This window comes from Paraburkholderia sp. RL17-381-BIF-C (assembly GCF_046026435.1).
Classification (GTDB): Bacteria; Pseudomonadota; Gammaproteobacteria; order Burkholderiales; family Burkholderiaceae; genus Paraburkholderia.
Map to the genome: position 1 here is coordinate 80238 of NZ_JARESX010000028.1, position 15305 is coordinate 95542.

General features: G+C 63.4%; 15 protein-coding genes and 1 pseudogene. 11 read left to right on the forward strand and 5 right to left on the reverse strand.

The features are described from left to right. The gene (catA, locus tag P0D70_RS18810; protein WP_091793946.1) at nucleotides 1–909 is read right to left on the reverse strand and encodes a catechol 1,2-dioxygenase; all 909 of its coding nucleotides are present in this window, start codon (nucleotides 907–909) and stop codon (nucleotides 1–3) included. Nucleotides 910–956: 47 nt separating this feature from the next. Continuing rightward, nucleotides 957–2114, reverse strand: a complete 1158-nt coding sequence (locus P0D70_RS18815; protein ID WP_091793944.1) for a muconate/chloromuconate family cycloisomerase — start codon at nucleotides 2112–2114, stop codon at nucleotides 957–959. 104 nt (nucleotides 2115–2218) lie between these two features. Between P0D70_RS18815 and P0D70_RS18820 the strand changes: the two genes are divergently transcribed. Next, nucleotides 2219–3106 (forward strand): LysR family transcriptional regulator, encoded by an 888-nt coding sequence (locus P0D70_RS18820; RefSeq protein WP_408185611.1) that lies wholly within the window; start codon nucleotides 2219–2221, stop codon nucleotides 3104–3106. 19 nt (nucleotides 3107–3125) lie between these two features. On the opposite strand, the gene P0D70_RS18825 is transcribed toward P0D70_RS18820, so the two are convergent. Further along, nucleotides 3126–4046, reverse strand: coding sequence for a LysR family transcriptional regulator (locus P0D70_RS18825; protein ID WP_408185624.1), 921 nt, complete (start codon nucleotides 4044–4046; stop codon nucleotides 3126–3128). A gap of 104 nt (nucleotides 4047–4150) precedes the next feature. Here P0D70_RS18825 and P0D70_RS18830 point away from each other — a divergent pair, with 104 nt between their 5' ends. The 3 genes from P0D70_RS18830 to P0D70_RS18840 are packed head-to-tail and all read left to right on the forward strand — an operon-like array spanning nucleotide 4151 to nucleotide 7273. Next, nucleotides 4151–5434 (forward strand): aromatic ring-hydroxylating oxygenase subunit alpha, encoded by a 1284-nt coding sequence (locus tag P0D70_RS18830; RefSeq protein WP_408185612.1) that lies wholly within the window; start codon nucleotides 4151–4153, stop codon nucleotides 5432–5434. Further along, nucleotides 5431–5931 (forward strand): aromatic-ring-hydroxylating dioxygenase subunit beta, encoded by a 501-nt coding sequence (locus tag P0D70_RS18835; RefSeq protein ID WP_408185613.1) that lies wholly within the window; start codon nucleotides 5431–5433, stop codon nucleotides 5929–5931. Before P0D70_RS18830 ends, P0D70_RS18835 begins: the two co-directional genes overlap by 4 nt. Nucleotides 5932–5956: 25 nt before the next feature. Continuing rightward, on the forward strand, nucleotides 5957–7273 hold the full coding sequence (locus tag P0D70_RS18840) for an MFS transporter (RefSeq protein WP_408185614.1): 1317 nt from the start codon (nucleotides 5957–5959) through the stop codon (nucleotides 7271–7273). A gap of 7 nt (nucleotides 7274–7280) precedes the next feature. On the opposite strand, the gene P0D70_RS18845 is transcribed toward P0D70_RS18840, so the two are convergent. Next, nucleotides 7281–8777: a PAS domain-containing sensor histidine kinase gene (locus P0D70_RS18845; protein ID WP_408185615.1), complete on the reverse strand. Its 1497-nt coding sequence runs from the start codon at nucleotides 8775–8777 to the stop codon at nucleotides 7281–7283. A gap of 258 nt (nucleotides 8778–9035) precedes the next feature. On the opposite strand from P0D70_RS18845, the gene P0D70_RS18850 reads away from it, so the two are divergent. From P0D70_RS18850 to P0D70_RS18870, 5 genes are read left to right on the forward strand one after another with little or no spacing between them, the layout of a single operon-like run. After that, nucleotides 9036–10253: an acyl-CoA dehydrogenase family protein gene (locus tag P0D70_RS18850; protein WP_408185616.1), complete on the forward strand. Its 1218-nt coding sequence runs from the start codon at nucleotides 9036–9038 to the stop codon at nucleotides 10251–10253. A 56-nt stretch (nucleotides 10254–10309) separates the two neighbouring features. Further along, nucleotides 10310–10687, forward strand: a complete 378-nt coding sequence (locus P0D70_RS18855; protein ID WP_007181824.1) for a hypothetical protein — start codon at nucleotides 10310–10312, stop codon at nucleotides 10685–10687. 10 nt (nucleotides 10688–10697) lie between these two features. Continuing rightward, nucleotides 10698–11213, forward strand: a complete 516-nt coding sequence (locus P0D70_RS18860; RefSeq protein ID WP_408185617.1) for a nuclear transport factor 2 family protein — start codon at nucleotides 10698–10700, stop codon at nucleotides 11211–11213. After that, nucleotides 11210–12334: an amidase gene (locus P0D70_RS18865; protein WP_408185618.1), complete on the forward strand. Its 1125-nt coding sequence runs from the start codon at nucleotides 11210–11212 to the stop codon at nucleotides 12332–12334. Before P0D70_RS18860 ends, P0D70_RS18865 begins: the two co-directional genes overlap by 4 nt. Before the next feature lie 51 nt (nucleotides 12335–12385). Further along, complete coding sequence (locus P0D70_RS18870) at nucleotides 12386–13129, forward strand: SDR family NAD(P)-dependent oxidoreductase (protein WP_408185619.1); 744 nt, start codon at nucleotides 12386–12388, stop codon at nucleotides 13127–13129. A 55-nt stretch (nucleotides 13130–13184) separates the two neighbouring features. Here the strand turns inward: P0D70_RS18870 and P0D70_RS18875 are convergent, their stop codons facing one another. After that, nucleotides 13185–13847, reverse strand: a complete 663-nt coding sequence (locus P0D70_RS18875; RefSeq protein ID WP_408185620.1) for a response regulator transcription factor — start codon at nucleotides 13845–13847, stop codon at nucleotides 13185–13187. Between the two features lie 267 nt (nucleotides 13848–14114). Here P0D70_RS18875 and hpaC point away from each other — a divergent pair, with 267 nt between their 5' ends. Both hpaC and P0D70_RS18885 read left to right on the forward strand, forming a co-directional pair. Then, nucleotides 14115–14654, forward strand: a complete 540-nt coding sequence (gene hpaC, locus P0D70_RS18880; protein WP_408185621.1) for a 4-hydroxyphenylacetate 3-monooxygenase, reductase component — start codon at nucleotides 14115–14117, stop codon at nucleotides 14652–14654. A gap of 203 nt (nucleotides 14655–14857) precedes the next feature. Then, nucleotides 14858–15305 (forward strand): annotated as a pseudogene (locus P0D70_RS18885) (hypothetical protein); the annotation flags it as partial.

The window sequence follows — 15305 nt, forward strand, 5'->3', positions numbered from 1 at the left end:
TCAGGCTTCGGCGCGCAGACGCTCCACTTCGGCGGCCGGCAGGTTGTCGCGTTCCTTGAACAGCGTGAAGTCGAAATCGATCAGCGCGAAGTTGCCGTCCACGCCATACGGTTTGCCTTCGGCGCCCTCGGCCTGCTTGACCGCCGGCACGAGTCCGTCGCGCGTGGCGAAGGCGAAGTCGTCCCACAGATACGGATCCCCGTCGATGTTGATCTGCGTGGTCAGCTTGCGGAAGCCCGGCGCGGAAACAAAAAAGTGGATGTGCGCGGGACGATGTCCATGACGGCCGAGCTGATCGAGCAGCAGTTGCGTCTGCCCTTGCGGCGGCACGCTATAGCCGACCGGCACCACGCTGCGGAAGCTGTACTTGCCTTCGGCGTCGGTACGGATCGAACGGCGCAGATTGAAAGCCGGCTGCGATTTGTCGAAGTACGAGTAATTGCCGAGATGATTCGCGTGCCACACTTCGACGAGCGCATGCGCCAACGGCTTGCCGTCTTCGCCCAGCACGCGGCCGCGCATGATCAGCGTCTGGCCCGGATCAGTGCCGTCGTCGAGCCGCGCATGGCCTTCGGAGAGCGGCGCGCCGGCCACATACAACGGTCCTTCGATGGTGCGCGGCGTGCCGCCTTCAATGCCGGCCTTCGCTTCCGCTTCATCCAGACGCACATCGAGAAAATGTTCGAAACCCAGACCCGCGGCCAGCAAACCGAGCTCGCCGCTTTTGCCCGCGTCGCTGAGATAGTTCAGCGCGGTCCAGAATTCGGCGGGCTGCACATCGAGGTCTTCGATCGTATAGAACAGATCCTGCACGATACGGTTGACGATCTGCTTCGTGCGCGGATTGCCTTCGTGGGTGGCGCTGTCGTTGATCTTCTTGAGCAGCGCGTCGATTGCTTGCTTGTTCATGGGGTATCTCCTTCGTATGATGTTCTGGATGGCTAACGGATGAGCCTTCAGTGCGTGGAAACGCTGGCGCCCTGGCGCGTATCGCGCCGCAGACGGTCGATCTTGTCCCAGTCGAGCGTGATGCCAAGACCCGGACCTTGAGGCAGGTGCAGCGCAAAATTCTCGTAGCGCAGCGGTTCGGTGAGAATCTCTTCAGTGAGCAGCAAGGGGCCGAACAGTTCGGTGCCCCACTTCAACTCGCCGAAGGTGCTGAAAAGTTGCGCCGAGGCCATCGTGCCCACCGCGCCTTCGAGCATGGTGCCGCCATACAGGTCGATGTTCGCGGCCGAGGCGATGGCCGCCACCTGCGCGGCGCCGACCAGACCGCCCGATTGCGCGATCTTCACGGCGAAGACATCGGCGGCACGGGCGCTGGCAATCGCGAACGCATCGGCCGGGCCGTGCAGCGCTTCGTCCGCCATGATCGGCACCTGAGCGAGGTCGGTCAGACGCTTGAGGCCGGCGCGGTTCCCTGCGGCGATGGGCTGCTCGATCAGCGCCACGCCGGCATCGGCGAAACGCCGCGCGGCCCAGATCGCTTCCGATTCGGTCCATGCCTGGTTCACATCGACCCGCACTTCGCCGCGCCCTTCCAGCGCTTTCCTGATGGCAACGACATGTGCCACGTCGTCCGCCACCGCGCGCGAGCCGATCTTCAGCTTGAACACCTTATGCCGCTTCGACTCGTACACCTGCTCGGCTTCGGCGATATCGCGCTGGGTGTCGCCGCTCGCGAGCGTCCACGCCACGTCCACGCAATCGCGCACACGGCCGCCGAACAACTCCGATAGCGGCACGCCAAGGCGCTGTGCCTGTGCATCGAACAGCGCCGTTTCCAGCGCGGACTTCGCAAAGCGGTTGCCCTGAAAAAGCTCGCGCAGTTTTGCCATCGCGGCGCCCGGACGCGTTGCGTCCATACCTTTGAGCAATGGTGCGAAGTAAGTGTCGATGTTGACCTTGATGCTTTCCGGGCTCTCCTCGCCGTACGCCAGACCGCCGATGGTGGTGCCCTCGCCCACGCCCGCCAAACCGTCGGCGCAACGAATGCGCACCAGCACCAGCGTCTGGCAGTTCATCGTTGCAACCGAGAGCCGGTGCGGACGGATCGTCGGCACGTCGACGAGAATCGTCTCCACGCTCTCGATCTTCACGGGTGTTGCTATCATTCGTTGCTCTCCTGAACTGCCTGACCGGGAGCCCCCATATTAGAAACAAACCCGCGAAGCAGTCCAACACCGATTCCGACTACTTCCATACCTTAGAGGTATGCATGGAACTTCGCCAACTCCGCTATTTCATCGCCGTCGCGGAAGAAATGAACATTACGCGGGCCGCCAACCGCCTGCATATGACGCAGCCGCCGCTCAGCCGCCAGATCCAGCAGATCGAGGAAAACGTCGGCCTGGCGCTGTTCGAACGCGGCTCACGGCCATTGCGCCTGACTGAAGCCGGGCGCATTTTCTATGCGCAGGCGAAGCGGCTCGTCGACGAAGCCGACGAACTCGCCCCGCTCACGCGGCGCCTCGCGCAACTGGCCGAGCGCATCGTGATCGGTTTCGTGCCGTCAACGCTATATGGCGCGCTGCCCGCGGTGATTCGCGCGTTCCGTGAAGCCGCGCCGCATATCGAACTCTCGCTGATCGAAATGTTCACGATCGAGCAGCTCGCGGCGCTCAAAGGCGGGCGCATCGACGTGGGCTTCGGCCGACTGCGTTTCGACGACGCGCAGCTCGCGCGCGAAGTGCTCGTCGAAGAACGGATGATTGCCGCGCTGCCGCAAGACCATCCTCTCGCGCGACAGAAGAAGCCACTGACCCTCGCTGCACTCGCGCAGGAAACCCTGATCGTTTATCCGAGCACGCCGCGGCCGAGTTATGCGGACCAGCAACTATCGGCCATGCACGACCATGCATTGGAGCCGAAAGCGATTCATGAAGTGCGGGAATTGCAGACCGCGCTGGGTCTGGTCGCGGCGCAGGTTGGGGTATGTCTCGTGCCGGAGAGCGTGGAGGGTCTGCGCGCGCACGGCGTGGTGTACCGGCCGATTCCCGCGGCCAACGTCGCTTCGCCGATCATCATGAGCCGCCGTTTGCAGGACGAATCGCCGACCACCACGCTGCTCTGTTCGCTCGCACGAGATCTGTTCAAACGCGCCTGAAGCGGCCGGCGCCCGTCAGTCACCGCTCGTCGAAACGCCGCACGATATCCGCCATCAGATTGCGCAGCCACACGTTGCCCTCGTCCTGATCGAAATGCTCGTGCCAGTGCATCGTGACGGCGGCGATCGGCAAGGTCACGGGCAACTCGTAAATCTGAAAACCGCCGTCGCGATTGAAAATATGCGCGAGGCGCCGCGGCAGCGTGGCGAACAGATCGGTGACGGCCAGCACGCTCGGCAATGCCACGAAATGCGGCAGTTCCAGCGCAATATGACGCCCGACGCCTTGCGCGCGGAATTCGTCGTCGAGCGCGTGGTGGCTGTGCTCGACCGACGTGATCTGCACGTGCGAAGCATCCAGAAAGGCCTTCAGACTCAGCTCCTTCGTGCGCGGCAAGCCGCGCCGCTTCCTCGTCATGCACACGTAGGTCTCTTCGAACAGCGCCTGATGCCGCGTGCGCGCGGTCAACGTGGGCAGATTGCCAATGGCGAAATCGAGCCGGCTCGCCCGCAGCGCATCCTCTATTTCCTCGACCGGCAACGGCTCGATGCGCAATCTCACGCGCGGCGCCTGCTGGTGCAACGCCTCGCAGATGGGTGGCAGATAGGCCAGCTCGCCCGCATCCGATAACGATAGGCGGAACGTGCGCGTGCTCACCGCCGGGTCGAAATGTTCCGCGTAACGCAGCGCCTCACGCACCGTGTCCAGCGCGCGCGACACGATAGTCGACAACTCCAGCGCAATCGGCGTGGGCTGCATGCCGGCGCGCGTGCGGATGAAAAGCGGGTCGTCGAACAGCGTGCGCAAACGCCCCAGCGAATAGCTGATGGCGGGCTGCGACAACGCCAGCCGCTCGCCCGCGCGGGTCAGGCTGCGCTCTTCGACAATCGCCTGAAAAACGCGCAGCAGGTTGAGGTCGACGTGGTCCAGCGAATTCATCGAGATATCCATGCGGTTGATTTTATATTTCATTTTAGATCAATTTGACGCATATCAGCAGGTCGGCGAGACTGGCTTTCATCGACCACCCCACTTACACAGCCATGAGCGAATCTCCTTATCAGACCGTCGACACGAGCGCGTTGTACCAGCGCGCGCAGCCGGATCGCGTGGCCCCGTCGCTGTATTACGACCCGGCCGTTTTCGAAGCGGAACTCGAACGCATTTTCTACAAGACGTGGATCTGGGTCGCCCACGAAAGCGAGCTGCCGAATCCCGGCGACTTTCGCACCACCACGATCGGCCGCCAGCCCGTCATCGTGGTACGCGACAAGAGCGGCGCGGTCAATGTTCTGCAAAACCGCTGCCGCCACCGTGGCGCGACCGTCTGCGAACAGCACAAGGGCAACGCGAAAGGCTTTACGTGCCCATATCACAGCTGGACCTACGGACTCGACGGCGCATTGCGCGCGCTGCCGTACGGCGACGGCTATGAGGGCGTGGTCGACAAGACCGAACTGCCGCTCGCCAGTCTGCGCGTGGGCATCTATCAAGGCCTGATTTTCGCGAGCTTCAATCAGGACATCGAGCCGCTCGAAGACTTTCTCGGCGGCGCGAAACCGTGGATCGACCTGTTCATGAAGCAAGGCGCGGGTTATCCGGTCAAGGCCAACGGCGAACATCGGTTCCGCTTTAACGGCAACTGGAAGATCCAGCTCGAGAACACCACCGACCTGTACCACTTCCCCGTGGTCCACAAGTCGTGGATGAAATCGATCGACGACGAAACCGCCGCCGCGATCACGAGCTTCATGACGAGCGACGAAGCCTTCTGCCGCTCGCTCGGCAACGGCCATAGCCTCGCGGTGCTGGTGCCGGAACTCGTCGATCTCGACAAGGACGACGGCGCGCCGATTCCCGAGCGCTTCGAAGCGCTGGCCGCCTCGCTTGCCAAAGATCACACGCCGGACGAGGTGCGCCGCATCGTACGCTCGCTGATGGGCGTCGGCTTCAATTTGAACCTGTTTCCGAACCTCGCGCTGTCGATGGCGTTTTTCCGCGTCCTGCGGCCCATTTCCGCGAACGAGACCGAGATCCGCCATGTCGCCCTCGCCATGGATGGCGGCCCCGAAGAAGCGAACCGTGTGCGCCTGCGCATTCACGAACATTTCCAGGGGCCGTTCGGCTTCGGCAGCCCGGACGACGCCGAAGCGTGGGAGCGCGTGCAGCGCGGCTCGCACGCGGGTCCCGATCTGCCGATTCTCGTGAACCGCGGCCTGAATCGCGAGAGCACCGCGCCGAATGGCGAAAAGACCGCCCACGCCACGGACGAAACCGGCATGCGTGAAGCGTACGCGCAATGGCGCACGATGATGGAGCAAGCATGATGGACGACAGGAACACGCTTTTCTCGCAGAAGACCTTTGCCGGCGCGATCGAACTCATCTGGCGCGAAGCGGAACTGCTGGACCGCAAGGACTATCGCGAGTGGCTGACGCTGTGGGACCCGGCGGGCTTCTACGTGGTGCCGATCGAACACGACACCACGGATTTCGCCGCCACGCTGAACTATGCTTACGACGATCAGGACATGCGCGAAAAGCGCGTGCAACGCATGATGTCCGGCTATTCGGCATCGGCCGCCGATGCAGCCCGAACCGTGCGCACCGTGTCGCGTTTCACGCTCACGAGCGACGCGAGCGATGAAGTCACGGTGAATTCGGCGCAAGTCATCGTCGCCTACAAGCGCGGCAAGTCGACGTTGTTCGCGGCGGACCTCACGCATCGCATCAGTTTCGCGAGCGGCGAGCCGCGCATCGTGCAAAAGGTCATCCGCCTGATCGATTCGACCGAAGCGTTGAGCGCGATCGGTTTCCTGCTCTGATCCCCGACAACCTGCGAACACGACGATGCCAAACGACACGCTCTCTCCCACAGCCGGATCGCCCGCTGCATCCGCCGCGCCGGCCACCTCGCGGACCTTGCGGCGGATCATCGTCGCCTCGGTCCTCGGCAATGCGCTGGAGTGGTACGACTTTTTTCTGTACGGCACCGCCGCCGCACTGATCTTCGGGCCGCTGTTCTTCCCGCTGCACGGCGATCCGCTGATGGGCACGCTAGCCGCGTTTGCCGGCTTCGCAATCGGTTTTCTGGCGCGTCCGCTGGGTGGCATCGTGTTCGGCCATATCGGCGATCGCCACGGCCGCAAACGCGCGCTCGTCATCACGCTGATGATGATGGGCGTGGCGACCTTCGGCATCGGCCTCTTGCCGACGTTCTCGCAAATCGGCTTTCTTGCGCCCACCGCGCTCGTGTGTCTGCGCGTCGTGCAAGGCATTGCGTCGGGCGGCGAATGGGGCGGCGGCGTGCTGCTGATCAGCGAAAGCGCACCGGCCAATCGCCGTGGCTATTATGCGGCGTTCAGCCAGTTGGGCGTGGCGGGCGGCTTCGTGTTGTCGGCGGCCGCGTTCTATCTGGTGCAGCGGTTGCCGCTCGAGAGTTTCATGTCGTGGGGCTGGCGCGTGCCGTTTCTGGCGAGCGTGCTGATCTTCGGTGTCGGCGTATACATTCGCCGGCGCTTGCCGGAAAGCCGCGACTTCACGGCTGCCAAACCGAAGCACATGCCCGTGCTGACGGTACTGCGCAATCATCCGAAGCAGGTATTGCAGGCGATGGGTCTGCGCGTCGCCGAAAATGGCGGGACGTATATCTTCCTCTCGTTCGTGCTGGTGTATGGCAAGACGATCGGGGTGCCCGTTTCGGTGATGCTCGGCGGCGTGATGCTCGCCATGCTGCTCGAACTCGTGACGATCGTGTTGTGGGGGCGTCTGTCCGACGTGATCGGACGGCGGCCGGTGTATATGATCGGCGCGCTCGGGTTGGTGGTGATCGCGTTTCCCGCGTTCTGGCTGATCGATACGCACCAGCCGACGCTCGTATTCCTCTCGCTCGCGCTAGGCCTGCCGTTCTGTCACGCCGCGATGATCGGCACGCAACCCGCGTTGATGGGCGAACTGTTCCCGACCGAAGTGCGTTACTCGGGCATGGCGCTCGGTCACGAAATCGCGTCGGTATTCTCCGGCGGACTCGCGCCGCTCGTCGCCACCGCCCTCTATGCGAAAGTGCGCGCGCCGTGGCCTGTCGCGTTGATGCTGATCGGCTTCGGCTTGATCACCGCGCTCACGCTCGTGACGATTCCGCGCAACACCAGCACCACGCATGATTGAGTTGCGATCAGCCGGGCGGCGCGGCGACGACCGGCAGCGAAAAGCTGCATTCGAGCCCGCCGTGCCGCGCCGGCTTCGCCCAGATCGCGCCGCCGTGCCGCGTCACGATGTTTTTGCACAGCGAAAGACCGATGCCGTTGCCGCCGGCCTTCGACGAGGAGAAGCCGTCGAAGAGACGCTCGTGTGCATCGGCGGGAACGCCCGGACCGTTGTCGATGACCTCGGCGATCGCGAATTTGCCGCGCAAGTGCGTGACGAGACGAAGTTCGCGGCGCGGCGGTGCAACGTTTTCGTTGACTACTTGGCCCAACGCTTCGATCGCATTGAAGGCCAGGTTCAACACCACCTGCCCGATCAACACACGCTCGACATACACGGGCAATGGCGCGGGCGACTGCTCGATCGTGAGCGTCACGCCCGCCTCGCGCGCGCGCAGTTCGATGAAGTACGCAACGTCCGCGAGGACCTCGCGCAAATCCGCATACGTCTCGCTCGGCTCGCGCTTGACGATGTAATCGCGCACGCTCTTGATGATCAACGCCGCATGTTCGGCCTGGCGATCGGCGCTGCGCAGACCCCAAATGGCTTCGTCGATCGATGCGGGCCGCGCGAGCCGCCGGATCGCGCCTTCGATGAAGTTGCGCACGGCGGCAAGCGGCTGGCTCAACTCATGGGCAATCGCGGTCGCCATTTCCCCCATGGCGTTGTAACGCCCCGCGTATTCGAGCAAACGCGCTTCGTTGCGCCGCGCTTCTTCGACGGCCACTTCGTCCGTCACGTCGCGAAAGTGCAGCAAGCGGCCATTCAGATCGTTCTCGATCTCGATGCGCCGGCATGTTATGCGCAACCAGCCCGCTGTGCCGTCGCGGCGCGTGATGCGATAACGCTGCGGCGCCGAGGGTTGAATCCGCGGCGCATTGGCGAGTTGTTCGACGAGACGCTGGCGATCCGGCTCGCTGCAATAGTCGAGCACGTCGCCCATCGGCGCGCCCTCTTCCAGACCCAGCACACGCCGGCCCGATTCGCTGACGAATTCCACCTCGCCCGCGGGCGTCAGCACCGCGACGCCTTCGCCGAGATCCTGCATGAATTCGCGCAAGCGCGACTCGTAGCGGCGCAGCGTTTGCTTGAGCGTGTCTTCGGCGCTGATATCGCGGAACTGCACCATCACGACCGCACGCTCGCGAAGCGGCACGTAAGTGGCAATTGCCTCGGACAACATATCGGCACCGGTGCGCGAGCGATAACACCATTCGTAAATCTGCGGGCCCTCGGTAATCGAACGGTCCATTGCGCCGACGCCGATCTCGCGCCGGTACTTCGGCGCCGGGCGCGTCATGTCGTTCGCCTTGAGCGGCAACAGTTCGGCGAGCGTAAAGCCGAGCGCCTCGCAGGCCGCGCGATTGGCCCACACGATCGCCTTGCTTTCGGCGTCGTGCAGCAGCACGCACAGCGTGAGCGCGTCGAGCAGGCGGTGAAAGTCTTCTTCGGCGGGAAAGTTCATCGGACGGTACGGCACATGGGTTCGATCACGTATGGGCAGAAACATAACACCTGTGCGCGCGTTTCGCGCCTGAAGATTTCTTTAGATACCCCCGGCGCATTACCTAAAAGAGCGTCCCACGTCCCAATTGAAGCGTTCTTTTTGCATTTCTAGACTGGTCTGAACCTGCACAGCTCGTTTGTGTTCGATTGTGCTCGCTTGTTAGCGCCAAACGTACCGCGAGTTTCAGCCGATAACGAATCAAGGAGAAGCCCCCACATGTCCGATACCGCCACCGCCCTTGCAGCCGACCACGCGATCACTTCGACCAGCGCGCCCCTGCCGCTCGACGAAGTAATCGCCGAGATCGCCACGCGCCGCGACGAGTTCGACCGCCTCTCGCACGTGCCGCGCGATGTGATCGCCAAACTCAAGCGCGCGGGCGTCTATCGCGCTGCCACGCCGCGGCGTTTTGGCGGCGACGCGCTCGCGCCGGCCGTGTTTCTCGACATGATCGAGCGCATCGCGGCAGCGGACGGCTCGGCGGCATGGGTCGCGAGCTTCGGTTCGGCCAACGTCTACCTGGCGGCGCTGCCGCTGCACACGCAGGCGCAGATCTATGCTGGCGGCCCCGATCAGGTGTTCGCGGGTGGCCTCTTTCCCGTGCAACCGGCGCAACCCGCTGAAGGCGGCTGGCGCGTGAACGGCACATGGAAGTTCGCGAGCGGCTGCAAAGGCGCTGACTGGCTTGGCGTGGGGATCGGAGCGACCGGCTTAGGTGCGGCCGGATCAGGTGCGGCTGGCTCAAGTGCGGCCGGCTCAGGCGTGGCCGGCAAACCGCGCACCGCCGTGTTCCGTCCGCAGCAGGTGGAGATCGTCGAGAACTGGGACGTGGTCGGCATGCAGGGCACGGGCAGTCACGATCTGCGCGTCGTCGACCAGTTCGTTGCCGACGACTGGACCTTCGTGCGCGGCGGCGCACCCTGCGTGGATGAACCGCTGTATCGCTACCCGACGATCGCCTACGCCGCGCAGGTGCTCGCCGTGGTCAACCTCGGCCTCGCCCGCGCCGCGCTGGATGTCGCCAACCACATGGCCGGCGGCCGCAAGACCACGACCGGCGCGCCGCAACTCGCGGACCGCGCCTACTACCGCATCGAACTCGCGAAAGCCGAGGCGCAATTGCGCTCGGCGCGCGCCTTCTTCTACGACACGACCGATCAGGTCTGGCAATCGATCCTCGCGGGCAACGCCGTCAGTGCGGATCAGGTGAGCCTGCTGCGGCTCGCGGCGACGCAGATCGCGCGCGAAGGCGCCGAGGTCGTGCAGCGCGCTTACCGCCTCGGCGGCACGATGGCGATCTATCGCTCACATCCGCTGCAACGTCTGATGCGCGACTCGATGGTCGTGACCCAGCACGCGTTTCTCGGCGAAGGCAACTACGACGGCGCCGGCGCGGTGTTCGTGGGCGTGCCGCCGATTCCGGGCTACCTGTAGGCCACTTTCCGCTTGATCAGCATCCAGACGACTACGATTACAAGGAGCAACACGTCATGTCCGATACTTCAACACCGCCGCTGCGCGTTCTCTTCTGCTGCGGCGTCACGCAGAATTTCTTCGACCTGCCGCGCGAACAGATCGGCGAAGTCTGGCAGGCCTACGGCAAGATGCTGGCCGCGGTCGAATCGATGGAAGGCGTCAAGGTGCTCGGCATCATGGACGACGACCGCCTCACCGTGGGTCATGCCGACAACTCGCCGTGGACCTTCTACATCATGGCCGACGTGCGCGATTTCGACACCACCGTGGCCGTGTGCAATCTGTATCGCACCACGCCGGTGGGCGAATACAACCTGTGGCGCTACGGCAAGATCGAAGCGCGTGTCGGCCGTGCGCTGCAGGTGCCGCCGCAACATGCCCATGCAGCCTGAGCGTGACGCGATGAGCGCCACTCCCGAACCACTCGCCGTGTTGACCGAACGGCTCGCCGCGCTCGAAGCCGAATCCGCGGTACGCCGCACGATGACACGCTATATGGCGCTGTGCGACGTGCCGTCCGGCGCAATCGAAGGCGAGACGCTCGCGGCCCTCTTTAGCGCCGATGCGATCTGGGAAGGCATCGGCCCACAGTATGCGAGCAAGTTCGGCCGCCTGAGCGGCCACGGCGAAATCCTCGCGATGCTCACGCGCTACCTGCCGCCCTCGCCGCATTTCTCGGTGAACGTGCACTTCCTCACATCGGAAACCATCGACGTGCAGGGCTCGAATGCAAAAGGCCGCTGGATCATGCTGCAAGCGTCCGGCTATGTCGATGCGCAAGCCGAACTGATCTCCGCGCGCCTTGAAGTGGATTTCGCGCCTGCCGGCAATGGCCGCGACTGGCTCATCACGCACTTTCGCACGGAGCGCCTGTTCGACGCGCCGTGGCAAGTCAATGCAAGGAAACCGAACCCATGAACGAGTTTATCCAGACCCTCTCGCTAGGCGGCACGGGTCCGAGCATCGCGATCAAGGACACGATCGATATCGCCGGCTACCGCACCACGGCAGCGAGCCGCGCACTGGCGGACACGCCGCCCGCGCAGCGCCACGCGGAAGTGGTCGAGCGCCTGCTCGCGGCCGGCTGGCACATTGTCGGCAAGGCAAACATGCATGAGCTGGCCTTCGGCATGACCGGCATTAACGACTACACCGGCACGCCGCAGAATCCGCAAGACGCTGCGCGCATTCCGGGTGGCTCGTCGAGCGGGTCGGCCGCCGCGGTGGGGCTGAAACTTGCCGACGCCGCGCTCGGCACCGACACCGGCGGCTCGATTCGCGGGCCCGCCGCATGTTGCGGCGTGATCGGCCTGAAGCCCACCTTCGGGCGAGTGTCGCGGCTGGGCGTCGCGCCGAGTGAATCCACGCTCGATTGTGTCGGGCCATTCGCACGCGACATGCGAACGCTCGCTGCCGCGATGCTCGCTATCGCAGCGGACTTCGATGCGAATGCCGCGCACGCATGGCAAGGCCCGTGCAAAGTCGGCGTCGTGCAAGTCGACGCGGCGCCCGATATCCTCGCAGCCGTCGCACGCGCGGCCGATATGGCCGACTGCACTGCGCACACGCTGCCGCTCGCGGATCTTGCAGCCGCATTCGACGCGGGCCTAGCCGTGATCAATGCCGAGACCTCGCGCGCATTCGGTCACCTGGTGGCAACCGGAAAAATCGGCGCGGATCTCGACGCGCGCCTGCGTGCGGCAGCCCACACCACCGCCGCGCAACTCGACGCAGCGGAACAGGTGCGCCGCCAGTTCACGGCGGCAGTCGACCGCGCGCTCGACAACGCCGACGTGCTGATTCTGCCGACGCTGCCCGCGCTTCCTATCACGCTCGAAGAAGCACGCGGCGGGAAGTCGGTCATCGCCATGTCGTCACTGATCCGGCCGTTCAATCTGAGCGGCCATCCCGCGTTGAGCCTGCCGCTGCCTGTCAAAGGGTCGCCACTCAAGGCGGGATTGCAGATTGTCGGACGCAAGGGGCAGGATGAACAGGTGTGCGCGATCGCGGCGCGTTTCGAAGCCGCCCTCGCCGCTTGAGCGATGCGTCAGGCCGCTGCAGTAGCGGCCGTTTTATCAGGAGTGGAAGCGATGCAGAAAAGAGTTGTCCTTGTCACCGGCGCCGCGCGCGGTCTGGGCGCGGCGATCGCCACGCGTTTTCATTCTGCGGGTTACGCGGTCGCCATCGGCGATATCGCATTCGATGCAGCGCAAGCCCTTGCGCGCGATCTGAGCGCCGACGGTTCCACCGCAATCGCGTTGAATCTCGACGTCACCGCCAAAGCCGCTTTCACCACGGCGCGCGACGCGATTCTTCAGCGCTGGGGTCGTATCGACGCGCTGGTCAATAACGCAGGCGCCTCCAAAGTCGTGCCTGTGATGGACATTACCGCGGAGCAATTCGATCAGGTCATCAACGTGAATTTGCGCAGCGTGCTGTTCGGTTGCCAGGTGTTCGGCCAGCATTTCGCCGACGCGGGCGCGGGCCGTATTGTCAACTTCGCGTCGCTCGCGGGACAGAATGGCGGTTCGGCAACCGGTGCTCACTATGCGGCTGCGAAAGGCGGTGTAATCACGCTCACCAAGGTCTTCGCGCGCGATCTCGGCGCTGCGGGTGTGACCGTCAACGCGATCTCGCCTGGACCGATGGATCTGCCGATCGTGCATGAAAGCGTCGCGCCCGACAAACTGAAGGCGGTGATCTCGACTATTCCCGCAGGACGTCTGGGCTCGGCGGATTACGTCGCCGACGTTGCCGTGTTGCTCGCCGCGGACAATGCTTACTTCGCGAACGGCGCGTGCTGGGACGTGAATGGCGGGCTGTTCATGCGTTGAGGCTCAGCCACACTCTCACGCCTATTCAATGCAATTCACGCCGCAGCGGCATGCATCAACGCAGCATGCCGACAGCGGCCGCATCCTGATCCCACACTGCCATCACCTCGCGCACCAGCATGGCGATCGATGCCGCGCCGAGCTTATCCTTGATGCTCGCGCGATGCACGTCGACGGTCTTCACGCTGATCGACAGATCGCCGGCGATGCGCTTGCTGCCTTTGCCGTCGATCACGCCGCGCAGCACTTCTTTTTCGCGCGCGGTGAGCGAGTCGATCCGCTTGCGCAGTTCGCGCTGCTTCTGGCCGGCGAAATGACGTTGCGCGGCGAGCTTTAGCGCGCGTTGCACGCGATCGAGCATCTGCTGCGAGTTATATGGCTTCTCGACGAAATCGATCGCGCCGTTTTGCAACGCGCGCACCGACATCGGAATGTCGCCGTGACCGCTGACGAAAATGGTCGGCAATGTCGCACCTCGACGGTTCAATTCCGCTTGCACATCGAAGCCGCTGTGTTCCGGCATGCGCACGTCGAGCACGAGACAGGCCGGCACCGCCGGATCGAACGCACCGAGAAACTCGCCGGCACTGGCGAAGCCCATCGACTTCACGCCAACCGATTCGAGCAACCAGGCGAGCGACGTGCGCATGCCACTGTCGTCGTCGACGATATAGACGATCGGTGCGGGTGAGGTGGCGGACTGCGGCGACTGGGACATGTGGACGTAGGGAGGCGATTCGACACGTAAAAGCGGGTTCATCATAACCAGTGGAAAAGGCGCTGCAAAGCGATAGTTACCCTGAAAAGACCGGTGAATCATGGCCCGCTAACTCAACGTTATCAACGTTAGTCGACGCACTGGGGAAACCTTTAGACAGCCTGGGAAACACGCCTGTCCGCCTGCCGCTCGCGCGGATTCTTTTTCACCACGCGATTGAGTACGCTTGAATCCAATCACTCGACACCCGCATCAGGACGCCAACCCATGACGCCGACTCAGCAAGCGACTCCCGACGCCGAAGCCCACCCGCACGCCAGACAGCAATTCCGTCAGGCCATGGCGCATCTCTGCGCGGCCGTGCATGTCGTCACGACAGCCGGACCGCACGGACGTTGCGGCGTGACCGCGAGCGCCGTGTGCTCCGTTACCGATACGCCACCCACGCTGCTCGTCTGCCTGAACCGATCGAGCGCGATGCACGCGACCTTCCAGCGCAACCGGCACGTTTGCATCAACGTACTGCCGGGCGAGCACGAGTTGCTGGCACGCCACTTCGCCGGCATGACCCAGGTGCCGATGGAAGAACGCTTCGGCTGGCCGATCTGGAATGAAGGCGCACATGGTGTGCCGGTCTTGCGTGACGCGCTGGCCAGCCTGCAAGGCGAGATCGTCGATCTGAAGGAAGTCGGCTCGCACTCGGTGATGTTCGTGAAGACCACGCGCATTAGCGTGCGAACGGATGGCGACGGACTGATCTACTTCGATCGCAACTTCCATCGCGTCAAACGCGCGGCGGTCTGTTGATGCAGGGCGGCAACACGCGCGATAGCTCATTTTTTGGTGCCGGAAGCGCAAAGCGAGCGCGTGCGGCTGTACGTGCCAGCCGGTGAACACATCTTTAGCGCGAAGATCTTGATCCGACATTGGCGGATGAGTAGAAGGAAATACAGGATGGCGAGCGGGTTATATTTGGTGTTCTTCTGATCCGCCTGAAGCATGACCCGCCTATGACCTACCACGCAATTACAGTCACACTTGAAAATATCAGCGGGATAGTCGCAGAGAAAGATAGGTATGGATCGAGAATAGTGAGACTGGCTTTTAACGTGACGGTCGAGGGAAAACGTCACTATGCTGTACAGATAGACGGTGCGCCCCGACTCGAAAACGGCATGGTGGTGACTGCGGTACTGCGCGATACGGAAAACTGGCAAACGTTGGTAGGTTGGCTTAATCACGCGACGGGTGAGATTTGCGGCGTCAATTCACCTGGGCACCAAATCGCGCTATGTGTGTTCAGTGTGCTGCTTGGAGTGCTGCTGTCCATCAGGCAGGTAAGCGCTGAAACGGGTACAGGCCGGATGATTTTCTGGATTTGTTCAGTCGGCCTGCTCAATGCGTGGTCACTTCTGTCGTTGCGTAAATCCCTGACTGTTTACAGGCTGCTGAAGCCTT